Genomic DNA, 15625 nt, shown 5'->3' with positions numbered 1-15625 from the left:
TAGCGCCGGGTAGTCTCTAACTTTTGGATGAGACGCCGCAATCAATGCCCAAAACACCTGACTTTTGGGAGTCCGTCTCTGTTGGGCGAATGCCGTAGCCAAGTGTTTGGCAATGCGATGGTCAGCGATGCGATTCGGAAGCTCAAGAATGGCGTCAGAAGCGAGGAGGGCAGTCTGGCTGGCCCAAGCGTACGGCAATTCGGAAACTCGTGACAGCCTATGCGCAGATAGCTCGACAGGTTGATCACCCGCAACGATGCTGGCCGCAATTTTCGGGGCGAGCAACGCGAAGGGCAGGAGACGGCTTACCTCAGATGTATCGGTGTCGTTGAGCATGGCAACGTCGGTGAGGCTGCGGCTGGCACCGTCCGTAAGTTGATCCAGGTACAAGTGGGCCCGACGCAGAAGGTCGATCAAAGCGCCATCGGGTTCTCGGTTGCTGTTAGAGCCCTCTGTAAGCATGATCCGCATTTCGATGCCGCGCCGCTTCATGCCAATTGAACATTCAATGGAAGTCACCTGCGAACTATCGCTGGGTGGCAGAATCCGGTCTAGAAGCAATTCCGATATCGAGCGGCGATCCTGTTCGATGGTCAATGACCCCGGCTTGAGGTGACCCTGCGAACGATCTTTTGGAGCAGAGATCGCTTCGCATCCGTAGTGCCTGATGGGAATGCACGATGTCGGGTTGGAAGACGTCCAAGGCCTCGTCGAGCGAGCGACTGAGCGGGATCGGCACCGAGAAATCGCTGCCTCCGAAGCGCTGGAGAGCCGGAATTCGCAGTACGTCGATTTCATCTTCTGGTGCGCCGTCAAACTCGGGCGCGATGATCAGAACCCGATGGCCGGCCGCCCGCAAATTTTCGGCAAGCCAAGTGACACTATTGGCTACGCCGCCAATATAACGGGTTAAGGTATTCGTGAGCATCAATATATTCATCGAAGCCGCAGTCCCATCATCCCAAGTTTCATCACTGATCGACTTAACGTTGCTGACCCAGGTCCTGCCCAAGCTTACCAAGTGTGCATGATTGCAGGCATCGATTCTCACATTCGTTGATAGGCATCAATGCCGCGCCGGGCATCTCATGAATAGCTGCAGCGCGTGGGCACTACTTATCGCCCTTGCATCGGACCGATAGGCGTCGTTCCCGCAAGCCCAGGGATTGAATTCGATGGCAGCGATTGATCTCGAAGAGGCCTTGAACGACCCGGCATCGGCGCGGCGGGCGGCCGGATATGGCGGCGGCCGCGCTCGAAAAGGTCCGTGCGCCGACATTGCTGATTGTCGGCGGCAAAGACCAGGATGTTCTTGAGCTCAACAGATCGGCGCTGGCGCGTCTCACCTGAGACGATCGAGGCGCTGAGGAAAGAGGCATCTGTCTTGAAGAGCCCAAATTCTTTCAGGCGATCGGTCTCTATTATCGCGATTTCCATCAATTGAGAGATCAGGACGTGATCGCCTTGATGGACGCCGCACAGGCCAGGGTGGTCGCGGGAACGCCTCCACGGTCGACAAATAGCGGCTCAGCCATATCCCTGACCGTTGCGTGGACCGCGCCCATGATTGAGATCAGCGCTGGAAGCGGCCGACGATTTCCGTGAAAGCCAGGATATGGGCCTGTAGCGCTACCTGGACCTGTCGGCAGTCTGCCTTGTCGAGGTCCAGATGATCCACATCAAGTGCGAATAGCCGAAAGTGATAATGGTGGATGCCATGCCCCTTGGGTGGGCAGGGGCCGGCATAGCCGATCCTGCCGAAATCGTTCACCGCTTGCTTCGTGCCGTCAGCAAAAGTCTCCATTCGCGGCAGACGTTCGGCAAGCTGCAATTGGCTTGAGGGGATATCAAATATGGCCCAGTGGAAGAACGTGCCGCTGGGTGCGTCCGGATCGTGACAGGTGAGTGCGAAGCTTTTGGTGCCTTCAGGTGCGCCCTGCCATTTGAAGGGCGGCGAGACATCTTCCCCGCCGCAGGTATAGCGACGCGGGACGACGGCGTCATTGTCGAAGGCTGGGCTGGCGAACATCATGTCCATGTCGGTTCCACCTCGCGTTTTGCCCGGAACGCAGTGTCAGCATGAAACCACAGCTGCGTGCCCATCCGGCTTCCTTACGGTTTTCCTGCTTGGTCAGAAAAAGTCCAAGCAGGGGTCCTCACGATGACAGCGCCAGAGCATCGTCTTCGGTCAAGCGGACAGTATGGCCGAAGCGCCGGCATTCGCGGTCAAGGGTGCTGCTCAGCCATCCGGCATCTGCGCGGGACGCGCGTTCAAGGCGGAATTTCCTTAAGTGAAACGGCACCATTTCGACGGCTCGCAGGCGGCGGGTTCGATGATCGATGTCGAGGAAATAGCCGAGCGCCAAGTCCGGCCGGAATGCCTCGTGTCCGCTGATGCCTTCATAGTCGTTGATGAAGTCGCCGCACCCATAGAGGATCGGCTTTCCCGCATGGACGTCGATGGCCAATGGATGATGCGATGAATGCCCGTGGATGACGTCGACACCGGCCTCGTCGACGAGACTGTGGGCAAATCTTCGATGATCGTCGGGGATATCGTATCCCCAATTGAGACCCCAATGGATCGAGATCAGGACCAGATCACCTGGACGCTTCCATCTTCCTATCTTGCGGCCGATCCCTGCGACGGCGTTCCGGCTGAAATCCGTAAGAAAGTTCACGCCGGGTCGCCCTTTCTCAGCCGCCCACTGGACAGGGACTCCGCTCGATGGACAGGCAAAGGAAAAGACCAGGAGCCGCATGCCCGCAGCCAATGTGAGGACCGCAGGGCGGGCTGCCTTTTCAGCATTTACCCCGGCACCCGACGTCGCAATGCCGGTCCGCCCCAGTGCCTGAACTGTGTCCTTCAAACCGTTGAGTCCCCAGTCCGCGACATGGTTGTTAGCCAGAACGCAACAGTCGACTTCTGCTGCAGTTATGCATCCAAGGTTGTCGGGATGCATTCGATAGTTGATCCCCTTGGCTTCCGGAATGCCGTCGGCAGTGATGCTGGTCTCGAGGTTGATGATCCTGAAATCGGGTTCTCGCCGATCGATCTCATCCAAGGCATCGCCCCAGATGTAGTCAAAAGGCACGGCCCTCGGAATCTCGCCGGCCCTGTGTTCCGCAAGAGCCACGTAGTCGACTGCGGACCACATGTGAGGCTCATACAACGTTGGGTCGCAGGGATGCGGCAGGATCTGGTCGATGCCGCGGCCGGTCATCACGTCTCCGCAAAGAAAGAGCCTCATCGGATACCGATCCTGACGCCAGTAATTGCGGCGTTCGTAGTCAATTCGATTTTGAGAGAATGCCATCAGGCGGCGTGTGTCGGGTTGATGCCGATCAATGCATCAACTCGGCGGTGCGCGGAAGCTGATCGCTATGGATCTTTCATTGCGAGGATAGTCATGAAAATCACACCCCAGATCCGGTTTCGCGGCATGGAACCGTCGCCGTCGGTGGAGGAAGTCATCCACGAGCGCATTGGGCGGTTGGCGCGCTTCGACGACCGGATAACATCCTGCAACGTCGTGGTCGAAGCACCGCATCGGCATAGCCACAGGGGCAAAATCTATCATGTGCGGGTTGATATAACCGTGCCTGGCCGCGAAATCGTCGTGGGCCGGGAATCGGAAGAAAATCATGCACATGAGGATGTCTATGTCGCGATCCGCGATAGCTTCAATGCGGCACAGCGCCAGCTTGAGGATGTCGCGCGCAAAATGAGCGGGCATCGCGTCAAACCGCATCCGGAAACGCACCACGGTACCGTCGTCAGGTTGGTGCCCGAGGAAGGTTTCGGATTCATCTCAGGCCCGGATGGGCGCGAATTCTTCTTCCGGCGCGAGAGCATGGCCTCCGACAGCCAATGGGAGACCCTCGCAGTAGGCAACGAAGTACGCTTTGCCGAACATGAAGGGGAGAAAGGCCCCTACGCCTCCGCCGTCATGCCAGCCTGAACCTATTTCCAACGCCGATCTTCCACCCTCAGTTAACTGAAAGCCGTCGATGACGTTTCCTTCGACCTGGAACCCGGCAGGACGCTCGGCCTCGTGGGAGAGTCCGGCTGTGGAAAATCCACACTCGGACGTTGCCTGCTGCGGCTCATCGAGCCGACCGCGGGCAGCGTCGAGGTCAACGGCACCGATGTTGTTTCGCTGAACGCGGCCTCCGTGCGCGAGATGCGCCGCCGTCTGCAACTCGTCTTCCAGGAGCCGTACGGATCGCTTCATCCACGCATGCGTATCGCCGACAGCATCGCTGAACCGTTGCGAATAACTGCCATGACCCGTTCCGAGCGGCGCGAGCGGGTCGCGGAAATGCTCGACCTGGTCAGCCTTGGCTCGGATTACGGCCGGCGCTACCCGCATCAGCTGTCCGGCGGCCAGAGACAGCGCGTGGTCATCGCCCGCGCCTTGGCGTTGAAGCCCGAGGTGGTTGTGCTCGACGAGCCCGTGTCGGCGCTGGACGTTTCGGTTCAGGCCGGGCGTGCTCAACCTCCTCAAGGAAATCCAGGAGAGATTGCGCACCGCCTATGTCTTCGTGGCGCACGACCTGTCGGTGGTGCGCCACATCTCGCACACCGTGGCTCTCATGTATCTCGGCCGCTTGGTAGAAGTGGCGCCGGCGGCCAGCCTCTATGCGCGGCCGCTGCATCCGTATTCGCAGGCCTTGATGTCGGCCGTTCCCGTCGCGGACCCCGATATCGAGCGCGGGCGCAGTCAGATCCTGCTGAAGGGCGATGTCCCCAGCCCGATCAATCCGCCGTCGGGCTGCCCATTCCGGACCCGTTGCTTCAAGGCGCAGGACATATGCGCCGAGGTCAAGCCGGCGCTGGTGGAGGTCGAACCCCAGCATTTTGCCGCATGCCATTTTCCGCAACCGATGGAGGTTGGCTTTGCAAACTGGACGGTGGATTGATGACCGACACGGCTGAGAACCAGATACGTGGCTTCGCCTCGAACGGATATGATGGCCGCAGCGTCGGCCGGCTTTTCGCGGATGATGTTGCCCGGCCTCTCGCCTTGGATGCTTGGATCGGACTTCCCGGCGAAGAGGAGCCCCGCGTCGCGGTGCTCGAGTGTGGTCCAAATTATGGGGCGAAACGCAGCGATTTGGAAACGGACCGCGCCGCGTGGTTGATCTGGGACAATCCGCCGAGATCGAGACCGGACCCGCTACCGCTGAACTCGCGCTCCTGGCGCGCGGCCGAGGTCCCGGGTGGAAACGGCATCGTGTCGGCGCGCGCCGCGGCACGACTTTACGGTTGCCTGGCGCGAGGCGGCGAACTTGGAGAGATACGCATTCTCCAGCCAGAGACCATCGCGCTCGGTTACACATGTCTTGCGAGTGGTGTCGAGTCTTACCTCGAGCAGGAACTCGCCTACGGCGTCGGATTTGGATTGCAGACGAAGGAAGCGTTGTTCGTCAACGTTCCGGTGGGATTTGGCCATGACGGCGCCGGCGGTTCCTTGCACGGCGCCTGGCCGGAGTTGAAGACAGGCTTCTCCTACGTGACCAACACGCTTCTGCACTTCGAAGGACACGATCCAAGGTCGGGCTCCCTGCTTGCCGCCCTGTCGGCATGCGTGCAAAGCCCATAGGGCCGCCGGACAGCCGCTGGTCTCAGCCCTGCCTAGCGGCCTGGACCTGGATTTCGACCTTCAGGTCGGGGCGGGCGAGCTTCGATTCCACGGTCGCGCGCACCGGGGCGTGCTCCTTGTCCAGCCAGGCATCCCAGGCGGCGTTCATGCCGGCGAAATCACCAATGTCCGCCAGCCAGATATTCGCGGTGACGACATCGCGCTTGGAGGCACCGGCCCTGGCGAGAAGATCATCGATCTGCGCCAGCACATCCGCCGTCTGCTGGCCGACATCCGCGCCGGCGTTCCGGGCGGTGACGCCCGCCAGATAGACAGTGTTGCCGACCTCGACGATTCGATGGAAACGACCCGTGAAATCCGTGCGCTTGATGGTCAATGCTCTCTCCTGAAATATCCGTCGATTGGCGCGTACCGCCCGAACGCTCGTTATGGCCCGGCGCCAGTCCGGGGCGACATGCATCAGCCGTTCTGGAGCACCACCGCCTTGGTCGCGAGATATTCCTCGACATGGTCGATCCCTGATTCGCGCCCGTAGCCGCTCATCTTGTAGCCGCCGAAGGGGATCACCGGGTCGAGCACCCCGTAGCAATTCACCCACACGGTGCCTGAGCGGATGCCCTTTGCCACCCCATGCGCCTTGGCCACGTCGCGGGTCCAGACGCCGCTCCCCAGTCCGTAGACGGTCGAGTTCGCGATGCGCAGCGCCTCGCCGACGTCGTCGAAGGGGATGGCCGTGACCACCGGCCCGAATATCTCCTCCTGGGCTATACGCATGGTCTGCCGGACGTTCTTCATCACCGTCGGCGCGAGGAAATACCCCTGGGCAAGCTGACCGTCGACAAGACGGTTGCCGCCGGCAACGACCTCGGCACCTTCGCCGACGCCAAGGCCGAGATAGGACTGGACGCGCTCCATCTGCTTGCTTGAGACGACCGGGCCGATCTGCGTGTCGGGCTCGATGCCGTTGCCCACCTTGAGCGCCTTGGCGAAATCGGCCACTCTCTCGACGAAACTGTCGTAGATCGACCGTTCGACCAGCAGCCGGGACCCGGCGCTGCAGATCTGGCCGCTGTTGCCGAAGATGCCCATCGCCGTTCCGGCGACCGCCTTGTCCAGGTCGGCGTCGGCGAAGACGATGTCGGGCGATTTGCCGCCGAGTTCCAGCATCAGCCGCTTGATATTGCCCTTGGAGGCTTCGATGATCCGGCGGCCGGTCGCGTCCGATCCCGTGAAGGCAATCTTGTCGACATCCATGTGGGCGGCGAGCGCCGCGCCGGCCACGGTGCCTGGACCGGGGACCACGTTGACGACGCCGGGCGGAACGCCGGCTTCCAGAGCCAATTCGCCGAGCCGCAGCGCGGTCAGCGGCGCGTCCTCCGCCGGCTTCAGGACCATGGTGCAGCCGGTTGCGAGGACGGGTCCGATCTTCCAGATTGTGCCCGTCAGCGGCGCGTTCCATGGCGTGATCGCACCGACGACGCCCACCGGTTCCTTCAACGTGTAAGCGAAAACGTCGCCGGGCAGGGAATTGGGCAGGGTGCGGCCGCCGATCGTCACGCACATCGAGGCATACATGCGCAGCATGCCGATGGCGCGTTGCCGACGGCCCCGCGTCATGGTGATCGGCATGCCCATGTCGAGCGTGTCGAGCTGGCTGAATTCCTCGAAATGCCGATCGACGAGGTCGGCGAATTTCAGGATGACTTCCTGGCGCTGGAACGGCGTGAATTTCGACCACGGTCCCTCGAAGGCGCGACGTGCCGCTGCCACCGCCAGGTCGATGTCGCGCGCGTCGCCCTCGGCAACGGTGGCGAGGAGTTCGCCGGTGGACGGATTGTATGTTCCGAATGTCCGGCCTTCGACGGGCATCACGAACCGCCCGTCGATGATCAGTTTGCGGACGACATCGGTCCGTCCGAGATTGTGCTGGTTCATGGCAAAGTGTCCTTCAGGTCCTGCGCGGCGTTGACGTTTCAGGCAAACAATGCCCGCAGATGGTCGTTGAGAAACATGCCGGCGGGATCCAGCTCTCGACGCATCTTCTTGAAGGCGTCGTAGCGCGGGTACAGTTTTTCCAGTCTGGCCGGGGTCATGAAATGATGCTTGCCCCAGTGCGGCCGTCCGCCGTGCCGATCGAAAATGGCGTCGACGTCCCTGAGCATCGCCCAGGTCGGTGGTTCCATCGGTCCGGAAACCGAGAGCGCGTAGCCGTCGCGTTCGGCATAGGCGCTGAGATAGGAATCATCCGCCTTGACCGGCCGGCATTCGACCGGAAAGGTGAAGTCCTTGTGCTTGTCGAGGAACAGATGGCGGACCTCGTCGAAGGTCGCCTCGAAATCCTCGAACGGCACCGCGTATTCGATCTCGCGGAAATTCGGCTCGTAAAGGTTCGGGAAGATCACCGAGGAATGGTCGAATTGGGAACCGGGTTCGGGTTCGGGGACGGCTTGGTCGACCGGCACGGCGTTGTAGCTGCGCATATGACAGATGTCGTGGTCGCGGCTGGCCAGGTTTGGGACTCCGCTCGGGAGGACGAACAGGTCGGCGGATTCGCGCCTTGGCAACCAGAAGAACCAGAACGTCCTGTTGTCCTGCAGCCGCTGATGAAGCCCGCCGAGGCAATCCTCGATGTCGGCGTTCCAGGAGCGTTTGAGGAGGTTGTAGGACGCAACCGCCTGCAGCGTGATGGAGACCACGACGCCGAACATGCCGATCGAGGCCCGAAACGCCTTGAACAGCTCGCCGTCGGCCTCGGCCGAAAGGTCCAGCAAGCTGCCGTCGGCGGTGACGATCCGCGCGGCGATCATCTGCATCGACATGCACGGCAAGGTTATCCCGGCACCATGAGTCGCCGTCATGATCGCGCCGCAGACGGATTGCGTGTCGATGTCGCCCTGGTTGTTGAGCGACATGCCCTGCGTTCTCAGATAGCGGCTCAGTTCGCCGACGCTGATGCCCGGCTGCACGGTGACGCGCATCAGCTCCCTGTCGACAGACAGGACCTCGTTGAAGGCGCGGAAGTCGATGTGGACACCCGGCGTCGGCACGGCGGCTGTGTTGGCGTGCCCCCTGCCGGACGAACGGACAGGCAATCCAAGCCGCGCCGCCGCAAGGACGGCCTGGCGCACATCCTCTTCGCTGCGCGGCAGAACCGTGTTGGCGGGCACGAAATAGTGCTCGCCGAACCAGTTCCACCACAGCTTGCCCGGCTCCAGGACGTCCGTTTTGGCGTGTCGCATGCTCGTCTCCGATCTTGATTGCGTCAGGCGATGAGCTTGACGCGGCTGCTCTCCAGCTCGGCATTGACCGCCGGCATCACCTGCGTGGCAAGAAGCTCCATGGATTTGTGCATCACGGCCTTGTCCTTGCAATCGTGCGCGGTCATCAACAGCGTGCCGAAGGGCCCAACCTCGTCGCGCAGCTCGAGGATCTTGCGGGTCACGGTCTCGACGCTGCCGAAGATGACAAAGCTGTCGCGCACCTTCTCGTAGGTGATGTCGGCCTCGGCCGTGTCTGGCGTCGGCGCCAGCAGTTTGGCCGCCCCCAGCCGCTGGTAGACCGTGAACATGTAGTCGTAATACCAGTCATAGGCGCCGTTCGGAGTCTTCACATAGGCTTCGGCCGCTTCGTCGGTGTCGGCCACAAAGATCGAGCGCGCCACGCGCCACTGGTTCCCGTCCGGCTTCTTTCCGAGCTTCTTCAACTCGTCGGCATAGGTGTCCCAATGGGTCTTCACCACCCAGGAGGCGACGAAGTTCGCGGAAATCGGCATCATGCCGCGCTGTGCTGCGATGCGTATGGAATTCGAGTTGGGGCTGCTGACGGACAGCGCGAGCGGTGGGTGTGGCAGTTGATAGGGCTTGCCGAAGGAGCCGACGCCGAGATCGGGCCAGACATTGTCCTTCAGCGTGACGTTCCAATACTTGCCCTTGATCTCGTACGGCGCGCTGCCGGCCCAGATCTGCTGGATGATGTCGAGCGAATCCATCATCATTTCGGGGCGGTTCGCGTCGGGCATGCCGAAGGCCTCGAAGTCGGATCCCAAGGCGCCCGTGCCGACGCCGAGGATGAGCCTGCCCTCGGTCAGATGGTCGAGCAAGGCAACATGCGAGGCGGCCATGACCGGGTGATAGAGCGGCAAGGGAAGAACCCCGGTGCCGAGCTTGATGGTCTTCGTCTTGCTTGCAAGGAACGCAAGGAACGTGATGGGGGACGAGATCTGCTCGATTTCGCACGTATAGTGTTCGCCGACCCAGCACTCCTCGAAACCGAGTTTTTCGGCCAGCACGACAGACTCGACATCCTCCATCAAGGTCGTGTGGTAATCGCGGTTCAAATTATGCATTGGCATCATGAAAAACGCGAGTTTCATCGCAATCTCCTTACTCGTTTCAAGCAGGGAGGGCTGAGCAAGGCCCGTGCCAGTGTCGCCGACGTGGCGCGCGCGGCGGATTTCCGCGCAATCGGCAGGGGAACCGCGCGATCTTCCGGGGGGACCGTCTCGCGGCAGCGAAACTCGTCTCATTTCTGATGCCGCGCAGCGGCTCCCGGCGGGCATTGAAGAATGCGTTAAAGCCCCACGGGCTTGCTGCCTAGCTTGACGGCAGATTTCAAAGCTGCATAGTTTGCGAACATATGAGCGAGGTTGCGTCCGCTTTGACGCGCGAAAAATGCTCGGCTACCTTGAATCTTTGTCGTGCTTTTCGAAGACCGATCCTGATTTTCGGACCGATCCGTTAGAGAGGACAGGCTCCGCATGGACACATTGGGCCGTGTAGTCGCGCAGTCAACGGCGATCGGCGGTCTGGCCAGCCTCGACAGCTCCTGGCAGCGCTGCCAGGAACGCTATCACTTCGACCCCAATGCGAACCCACGCCTGTCCTCGCTGAGCGACCGCGAGGTCGTGCAGCTTTGCGAGCCATTCGATCCCAGCCTGGAAGCCATCAAGAATGAGCTGGAGTTCGTGCAGTCGACTTTGCGCGGTTCGAATTTCTGCGCCAGCTTTTCCAACATGGCCGGCATCATCCTGCGCTACCGCGGCGATTCCCAGAACGACGAGGATTTGAAGCTCGAGCGACCGGGCACGATCTGGGCGGAAGGCGCGGTCGGCACGAACGGCGTGGGAACCTGCATCATCGAGCGGCGGCCGGTGATGGTGCTGGGCCGGCATCACTATTTCCGTGCCTACTCTTCGGTGTCCTGCATCGCCGCGCCGGTGATGTCTGCCGACGCGGAAATGATCGGCGTTCTCAATGTTGCGACGGGCGATCCGCGCATCACCTCCGACACATTCGCGCTGGCCGCCGGCCTGACGATGAATACGGCCGAACGGCTGAGCAACCAGCTCTTTCTCAATCACTTCCCCGGCAGCTCGATCCTGAAGATCCGCGGCGACGGCTCGACCGTCCTGCTGGCCCTGGATGAAGAGCAGCGCATTGTCGGCGCCAACAGGCAGGCGCGCCATGTGTTCGGATCGATCGCCGAGCGCCTCAACCGGGCGACGCTATGGGAGTTGTTCCAGGGCACGCCGGAGGCGCGCGACAGCATCACGAGGGACGGCGGGCAGCTTGGCCTGAGGCGGATCGATTCCGAAGCGCTGTACGAAGCGGAAGTCATCACGCCGAGGCGGGTGCCGGGCAGGCGCGCGATCGCCAAAGCGGCGCAGCCCGCCGCCCGCCCCGGCGTCGAACCCGCGATCGAAATCGCCCCCTCCCAGGGCCCCACGATCGAACAGTGCCTTGGATCCCATCCTCGCCTGACGGTTCTTTCCAGGTTGTTGCGGCGCGTTTCCGGCAGCGGTTTGCCGATCCTTCTGCTTGGCGAGACCGGTGTCGGCAAGGACACATTGGCGGGCGCGCTTCACCGGGAATGCGATCGCTGCGACAAGCCGCTGGTCGCCTTCAATTGCGCGGCCATTCCAGAGACGCTGATCGACAGCGAATTGTTCGGCTATGGCGCCGGCGCCTTCACGGGCGCCAAGCGGGAAGGCAATGTCGGGCGCCTGAAGCAGGCGGATGGCGGCACGCTTTTCCTCGACGAAATTGGAGACATGCCGCTGTCGTTGCAGACGCGACTGCTCAGGGTCCTGGAAACCGGGGAAGTCAGCCCGCTCGGCTCGGCCAAGACCCAGACGGTCGATATCAACATAATCGCCGCCACCAACAACGATCTTTCGACCGCCGTCGCCGAAGGCCGCTTCCGGCGCGACCTCTACTATCGCCTGGCGGGCGTGGTCGTGGACATGCAGCCACTTCGGGAGCGAAAGGACATTCTCGACATCGCCCTTCGCCTGCTCGCATCCGACAGGACCGGTCCACCCGCCCAACTCAGCGACGGTGTGATCGCCGCGCTTCAGACCTATGCCTGGCCCGGCAATATTCGGGAGATGCGCTACGTCCTGCAGCGGGCGCGCCGCGTCTGCGAACATGGCGTCATCGAGGTCGACGATCTCCTGCTTGCCGACTTCGCGTCGCCGGGGTCGGGCGCCGCCGAAATGTCGGCCCCGGCGTCGCATCCCCGCCAGGCCCTGCACGATGCCGAACGTCGGATGATCGTGTCGACGCTGGGCAGGCTGGACAGCGATGTGAGCCGGACGGCCGAGGCGCTCGACATGAGCCGGGCCACGCTCTATCGCAAGATGCGCGCGCATGGCATCGTCGCCCAGAAGGTCGTGCGCGGTTGATCCCCGACGTCGGGCCGCCGAAACGCGGCGGCTGACTTTCCGCTGTATTGACGCGCGCGTCAGGCTGGCACGTGACTTGCGTTGCTTCTTTTAACCCACCCGAACGTCGCCGGCTTGCCGGCGCAGCGCCCGCGTGGGTCTGAAGGAGACCGACATGCCTGATCCAATCGAGTTGAAACTGGCCGAGTTCAAGCTCGCCATGCGCCGCCTGGCCGCCGGCGTCTCAATCGTCACCACGATCGACGGCGAGCAGCCGCATGGCTTTGCCGCGACGTCGGTTACTTCTGTTTCAGCCGACCCGTCGCCGTTGCTGCTGGTCTGCGTGAACAAATCCGTCTCCTGCCACGATCTGATGCTGGCATCCGGCCGGTTCTGCGTGAATGTCCTCGCCGAAGCCGACATGGAAACGGCGCGGCTGTTCAGTTCGTCCAAGGACCGCCATCGCCGGTTCGAACTTTGCAAATGGGAGACCTTGTCGACCGGCGCCCCGGCGCTGACCGGAGCGCTGGCGAGCTTCGACTGCCGTATCCACCGTGCGATGGAAGTGCAGACGCATACGGTGGTTTTCGGCGAGGTGGTGGAAACCCGGCTGATCGACGACGACCTTCATCCGCTGGTCTATATCGATGGACGCTTCGGCGGGCTCCGTTGTCCGCCGACCACTGGTGCAACCCCATGAGCGAGGCGAGGGGTGCCGCTGGTTCCAAGACCCATGTGGCGGTGATCGGCGGCGGCGTGATCGGCGTCTGCTCGGCGAGCTGGCTGCTGCGCGAAGGCTTCGCCGTCACCATCGTCGAACCGGGCGAAATCGCCGGCGGTTCGTCGTTCGGCAACGCCGGCTGCTTCAATCCATCATCGGTCGTTCCGATGTCGATGCCTGGCAATTTGGCCAAGGTGCCGGGCTGGCTGCTCGATCCGCTCGGACCGTTGTCGATCCGGTGGCCCTATTTGCCCAGCATCGCGCCGTGGCTGCTGCGGTTCCTGCAGGCAGGCTCGCGCGAGCGAGTCGAGAAGCAGGCGGCGGCGCTCGCCGGCCTGTTGCGGGATTCGCCTGGCGCCTACCGGCCGCTGGTGGAGAATGCGGGGGCCGTCGACCTGCTGCGGCGCGACGGACATCTCATGGCCTATCTGACGCGGGCGGACTTCGAAGCCGACGCATTCTCCTGGCAATTGCGGGAAAGAAACGGCATCGAATACACGGTGCTGGAGCGCGATGCCCTCTGGCAGCTGGAGCCGACCTTGTCGCGCGACTACCAATTGGGGGTTTTCCTGCCGGGGAACGGTCATACGGTCAACCCGCAACGCTTCGTCAACGCCCTTGCCGACGCCTTTCTGCGCGACGGCGGACAGATCAAGCGCGCCAAGGTCGAGGGCTTCGATCTCACGGGCGACAGGCTATCCGGGCTGCGTACCGACGCTGGATTCCTGGCCGCCGACCAGGCCGTGGTTGCCGCCGGGGCCTATTCGAAACAGTTCGCAAAGCAGCTCGGCGATTCCGTTCCGCTGGATACAGAACGGGGTTACCACATTATCGTCAGCAGTCCCGAGGCAAGGCCAGGCCTGCCGATCATGGACACCTCCGGCAAGTTCGTGGCGACGCCGATGGAAACGGGCCTCAGGCTCGCGGGCACCGTGGAATTCGCCGGGTTGGAGGCTGCTCCCGACTGGAGGCGGGCACGCAACTTGCTCAAGCTTGGAAAACGATTGTTCCCCGGCCTCAGGGAGAGCTATTCGGAGGATCGGCTGTCCGTGTGGATGGGCTTCCGGCCAAGCATGCCGGACTCGCTGCCCGTGATCGGATACTCGCGACGCGTGCGTGACATCGTCTACGCCTTTGGTCATGGCCATGTCGGCATGGCGGCCGGCGCGACCACCGGTCATCTCGTTACGGATTTGATTGCCGGCAAGCCACCGCGCGTGCCGATCGAGGCTTTTTCCCCGCGACGGTTCGGCTGATGCCAGCGGACAACCCCCAGTCCGTGTCTCACGCGAGAGACTGGTTCGTCACCGATGCGACGGCTGCAAATCGGCGGCGAAACGGCAAGAATGATGCACGGCACGGCTGCGCCTGTGAACAGCCTATCGAATCAACCACTTGCGGCGGCCTCGAGTCTCGGCGACAATCCGGCCGAGGCGCCGCCGACGTCTGGCACGGCGATTGCTCACTTCCTGACATGAAAATGGGAAAGGACCTGGGCATGAAAAAACTTCTGAATGAAGCCGTCAGCCGTCGCACGATCCTCAAGGCCGGTGGCGCGGCAATCGCCGGTTCGCTGTTTGCACCGAACATCATCCGTCCGGCGAATGCCTCCGAACAGATTCTGCTGCTGACCTGGGAAACATATCACGACGACGACTGGATTCAGGAATGGGGCCGGGCCAACGACACCGAAGTCCGCGCGGTTCGCATCGGCTCTGAGGATGAGCTCTACTCGCAACCGTTCTCGGGGGCGATCCAGCCGGACGTGCTCTATGTCGAGACAGGCTCCTTGTCGCGCTTCAAGGGCGCGGGACTGATCAAGAAGATCGACGTCTCCAAACTGCCGAACGCATCCAACATATCGTCCCACCTGCCATGGCAGAAGTTCACAACCGTCGACGACGAATTGGTTGGAGTTCCCTACAATTGGGGCACGCAGCCCCTGATGTACAATGCCGATGTCGTCCCGACGGCCGAGACCGATACATGGGCAACGCTCTGGAACGAGAAGTACAAGGGCAAGGTGAACATGTTCGACGACTGCACGATCAGCTTCCCGATGATCGCGCTTTATGTCGGAGCCAAGGATCCTTTCAACCTGACGGAAGAGGAATTCGGCAAGTGCACGGACGCCTTGCGAGCGCTGCACGGGCAGATCCGGGTCATCGCCCGGGGCTTCGACGACGCGTCGACGATCTACGCCGCGGGCGAGGCCGTGATCGGCTATTGCCAGAATGTCGCCGTGGTCACATCCCTCCAGGCCAAGGGCAAGAACTTCAAATATTCGCTGCCCAAGGAAGGTACGCCGACCTGGATCGACTGCGCCTCGATTTCACCGCAGGGCGACCGCCCGATCGTCTACAAATTCCTGAATGACAATCTGAGCACTCAGTGGCAGTCGCGCTTCATCACCAAGTCCACCAACAACGGCGTGCTCAGCGCGGAATCCGCGCGTGCCGCCGGGCTGAGCGAGGATGCATTGAAGATCACCAACATCGTCGACTCCGCCACTCCCGGTTTCTGGGACAAGCTGGTCGTCTTCCAGAAACCGGAAGACCTCGAGCGTCGCCTGCAGATCTGGAACGATTTCAAATCGGGGATTCTCTAAGCCCCGCGGCAGGCAACTAGAACCGGAGC

Annotated in this window: 14 protein-coding genes and 1 pseudogene; 8 read left to right on the top strand and 7 right to left on the bottom strand. The window is 62.0% G+C overall.

Features of this window, described 5'->3' with window-relative positions; translation table 11 throughout:
• The first annotated feature begins 240 nt into the window (after positions 1–240).
• A complete protein-coding gene (locus ASD99_RS33955) occupies positions 241–501 on the top strand; it encodes a hypothetical protein (RefSeq protein WP_162256715.1) in 261 nt (86 codons plus the stop codon).
• A 25-nt stretch (positions 502–526) separates the two neighbouring features.
• On the opposite strand, the gene ASD99_RS34370 is transcribed toward ASD99_RS33955, so the two are convergent.
• From ASD99_RS34370 to ASD99_RS21490, 3 genes are all read right to left on the bottom strand, one after another.
• Complete coding sequence (locus ASD99_RS34370) at positions 527–928, bottom strand: glycosyltransferase family 4 protein (protein WP_200951026.1); 402 nt, start codon at positions 926–928, stop codon at positions 527–529.
• 645 nt (positions 929–1573) lie between these two features.
• Positions 1574–2038 carry a YbhB/YbcL family Raf kinase inhibitor-like protein gene (locus tag ASD99_RS21495; protein WP_200951025.1) on the bottom strand — a complete coding sequence of 155 codons (465 nt, stop codon included), beginning with the start codon at positions 2036–2038 and terminating at the stop codon, positions 1574–1576.
• A gap of 118 nt (positions 2039–2156) precedes the next feature.
• Positions 2157–3224 (bottom strand): CapA family protein, encoded by a 1068-nt coding sequence (locus ASD99_RS21490; RefSeq protein ID WP_244482818.1) that lies wholly within the window; start codon positions 3222–3224, stop codon positions 2157–2159.
• Here ASD99_RS21490 and ASD99_RS21485 point away from each other — a divergent pair.
• The 3 genes and pseudogenes from ASD99_RS21485 (at position 3189) to ASD99_RS21475 (ending at position 5606) form a co-directional block, all read left to right on the top strand.
• Entirely contained in the window at positions 3189–3962 is a 774-nt protein-coding gene (locus ASD99_RS21485; RefSeq protein ID WP_244497845.1) for an HPF/RaiA family ribosome-associated protein, read from the top strand. The genes ASD99_RS21490 and ASD99_RS21485 overlap by 36 nt on opposite strands.
• Positions 3963–3998: 36 nt before the next feature.
• Positions 3999–4923: pseudogene (locus tag ASD99_RS21480) on the top strand (ABC transporter ATP-binding protein); the annotation flags it as partial.
• Positions 4923–5606, top strand: a complete 684-nt coding sequence (locus ASD99_RS21475) for a serine hydrolase domain-containing protein (RefSeq protein WP_057144796.1) — start codon at positions 4923–4925, stop codon at positions 5604–5606. The pseudogene ASD99_RS21480 and the gene ASD99_RS21475, both read left to right, overlap by 1 nt.
• Before the next feature lie 22 nt (positions 5607–5628).
• On the opposite strand, the gene ASD99_RS21470 is transcribed toward ASD99_RS21475, so the two are convergent.
• The 4 genes from ASD99_RS21470 to ASD99_RS21455 form a co-directional block, all read right to left on the bottom strand.
• Entirely contained in the window at positions 5629–5982 is a 354-nt protein-coding gene (locus ASD99_RS21470) for a RidA family protein (RefSeq protein WP_056585065.1), read from the bottom strand.
• An 83-nt stretch (positions 5983–6065) separates the two neighbouring features.
• Complete coding sequence (locus ASD99_RS21465) at positions 6066–7541, bottom strand: aldehyde dehydrogenase family protein (protein ID WP_057144795.1); 1476 nt, start codon at positions 7539–7541, stop codon at positions 6066–6068.
• 38 nt (positions 7542–7579) lie between these two features.
• Complete coding sequence (locus tag ASD99_RS21460; RefSeq protein ID WP_057144794.1) at positions 7580–8845, bottom strand: D-arabinono-1,4-lactone oxidase; 1266 nt, start codon at positions 8843–8845, stop codon at positions 7580–7582.
• Between the two features lie 23 nt (positions 8846–8868).
• The gene (locus tag ASD99_RS21455) at positions 8869–9978 is read right to left on the bottom strand and encodes an LLM class flavin-dependent oxidoreductase (RefSeq protein ID WP_056585072.1); all 1110 of its coding nucleotides are present in this window, start codon (positions 9976–9978) and stop codon (positions 8869–8871) included.
• 384 nt (positions 9979–10362) lie between these two features.
• Here ASD99_RS21455 and ASD99_RS21450 point away from each other — a divergent pair, with 384 nt between their 5' ends.
• The 4 genes from ASD99_RS21450 to ASD99_RS21435 all read left to right on the top strand — a co-directional run bounded on the left by ASD99_RS21450 (position 10363) and on the right by ASD99_RS21435 (position 15596).
• Positions 10363–12288 (top strand): sigma-54-dependent Fis family transcriptional regulator, encoded by a 1926-nt coding sequence (locus ASD99_RS21450; RefSeq protein WP_057144793.1) that lies wholly within the window; start codon positions 10363–10365, stop codon positions 12286–12288.
• A gap of 154 nt (positions 12289–12442) precedes the next feature.
• Complete coding sequence (locus ASD99_RS21445) at positions 12443–12967, top strand: flavin reductase family protein (protein WP_056585076.1); 525 nt, start codon at positions 12443–12445, stop codon at positions 12965–12967.
• On the top strand, positions 12964–14244 hold the full coding sequence (locus ASD99_RS21440; RefSeq protein WP_057144792.1) for an NAD(P)/FAD-dependent oxidoreductase: 1281 nt from the start codon (positions 12964–12966) through the stop codon (positions 14242–14244). Before ASD99_RS21445 ends, ASD99_RS21440 begins: the two co-directional genes overlap by 4 nt.
• Before the next feature lie 242 nt (positions 14245–14486).
• Complete coding sequence (locus ASD99_RS21435; RefSeq protein ID WP_057144927.1) at positions 14487–15596, top strand: extracellular solute-binding protein; 1110 nt, start codon at positions 14487–14489, stop codon at positions 15594–15596.
• Positions 15597–15625: the final 29 nt, after the last annotated feature.

Source organism: Mesorhizobium sp. Root695 (genome assembly GCF_001428185.1).
Classification (GTDB): Bacteria; Pseudomonadota; Alphaproteobacteria; order Rhizobiales; family Rhizobiaceae; genus Mesorhizobium.
The sequence above is the reverse complement of the archived record's forward strand: the minus strand, read 5'-3'. Positions and strand labels throughout refer to the sequence as shown.

Coding starts and splice junctions, on each gene's coding strand:
- ASD99_RS21455 (WP_056585072.1), bottom strand. CDS start 9,978: ATGAAACTCGCGTTTTTCATGATGCCAATGCATAATTTGAACCGCGAT.
- ASD99_RS21450 (WP_057144793.1), top strand. CDS start 10,363: ATGGACACATTGGGCCGTGTAGTCGCGCAGTCAACGGCGATCGGCGGT.
- ASD99_RS21465 (WP_057144795.1), bottom strand. CDS start 7,541: ATGAACCAGCACAATCTCGGACGGACCGATGTCGTCCGCAAACTGATC.
- ASD99_RS21445 (WP_056585076.1), top strand. CDS start 12,443: ATGCCTGATCCAATCGAGTTGAAACTGGCCGAGTTCAAGCTCGCCATG.
- ASD99_RS21495 (WP_200951025.1), bottom strand. CDS start 2,038: ATGGACATGATGTTCGCCAGCCCAGCCTTCGACAATGACGCCGTCGTC.
- ASD99_RS21435 (WP_057144927.1), top strand. CDS start 14,487: ATGAAAAAACTTCTGAATGAAGCCGTCAGCCGTCGCACGATCCTCAAG.
- ASD99_RS21490 (WP_244482818.1), bottom strand. CDS start 3,224: ATGACCGGCCGCGGCATCGACCAGATCCTGCCGCATCCCTGCGACCCA.
- ASD99_RS34370 (WP_200951026.1), bottom strand. CDS start 928: ATGCTCACGAATACCTTAACCCGTTATATTGGCGGCGTAGCCAATAGT.
- ASD99_RS21440 (WP_057144792.1), top strand. CDS start 12,964: ATGAGCGAGGCGAGGGGTGCCGCTGGTTCCAAGACCCATGTGGCGGTG.
- ASD99_RS21475 (WP_057144796.1), top strand. CDS start 4,923: ATGACCGACACGGCTGAGAACCAGATACGTGGCTTCGCCTCGAACGGA.
- ASD99_RS21485 (WP_244497845.1), top strand. CDS start 3,189: ATGCGGCAGGATCTGGTCGATGCCGCGGCCGGTCATCACGTCTCCGCA.
- ASD99_RS21460 (WP_057144794.1), bottom strand. CDS start 8,845: ATGCGACACGCCAAAACGGACGTCCTGGAGCCGGGCAAGCTGTGGTGG.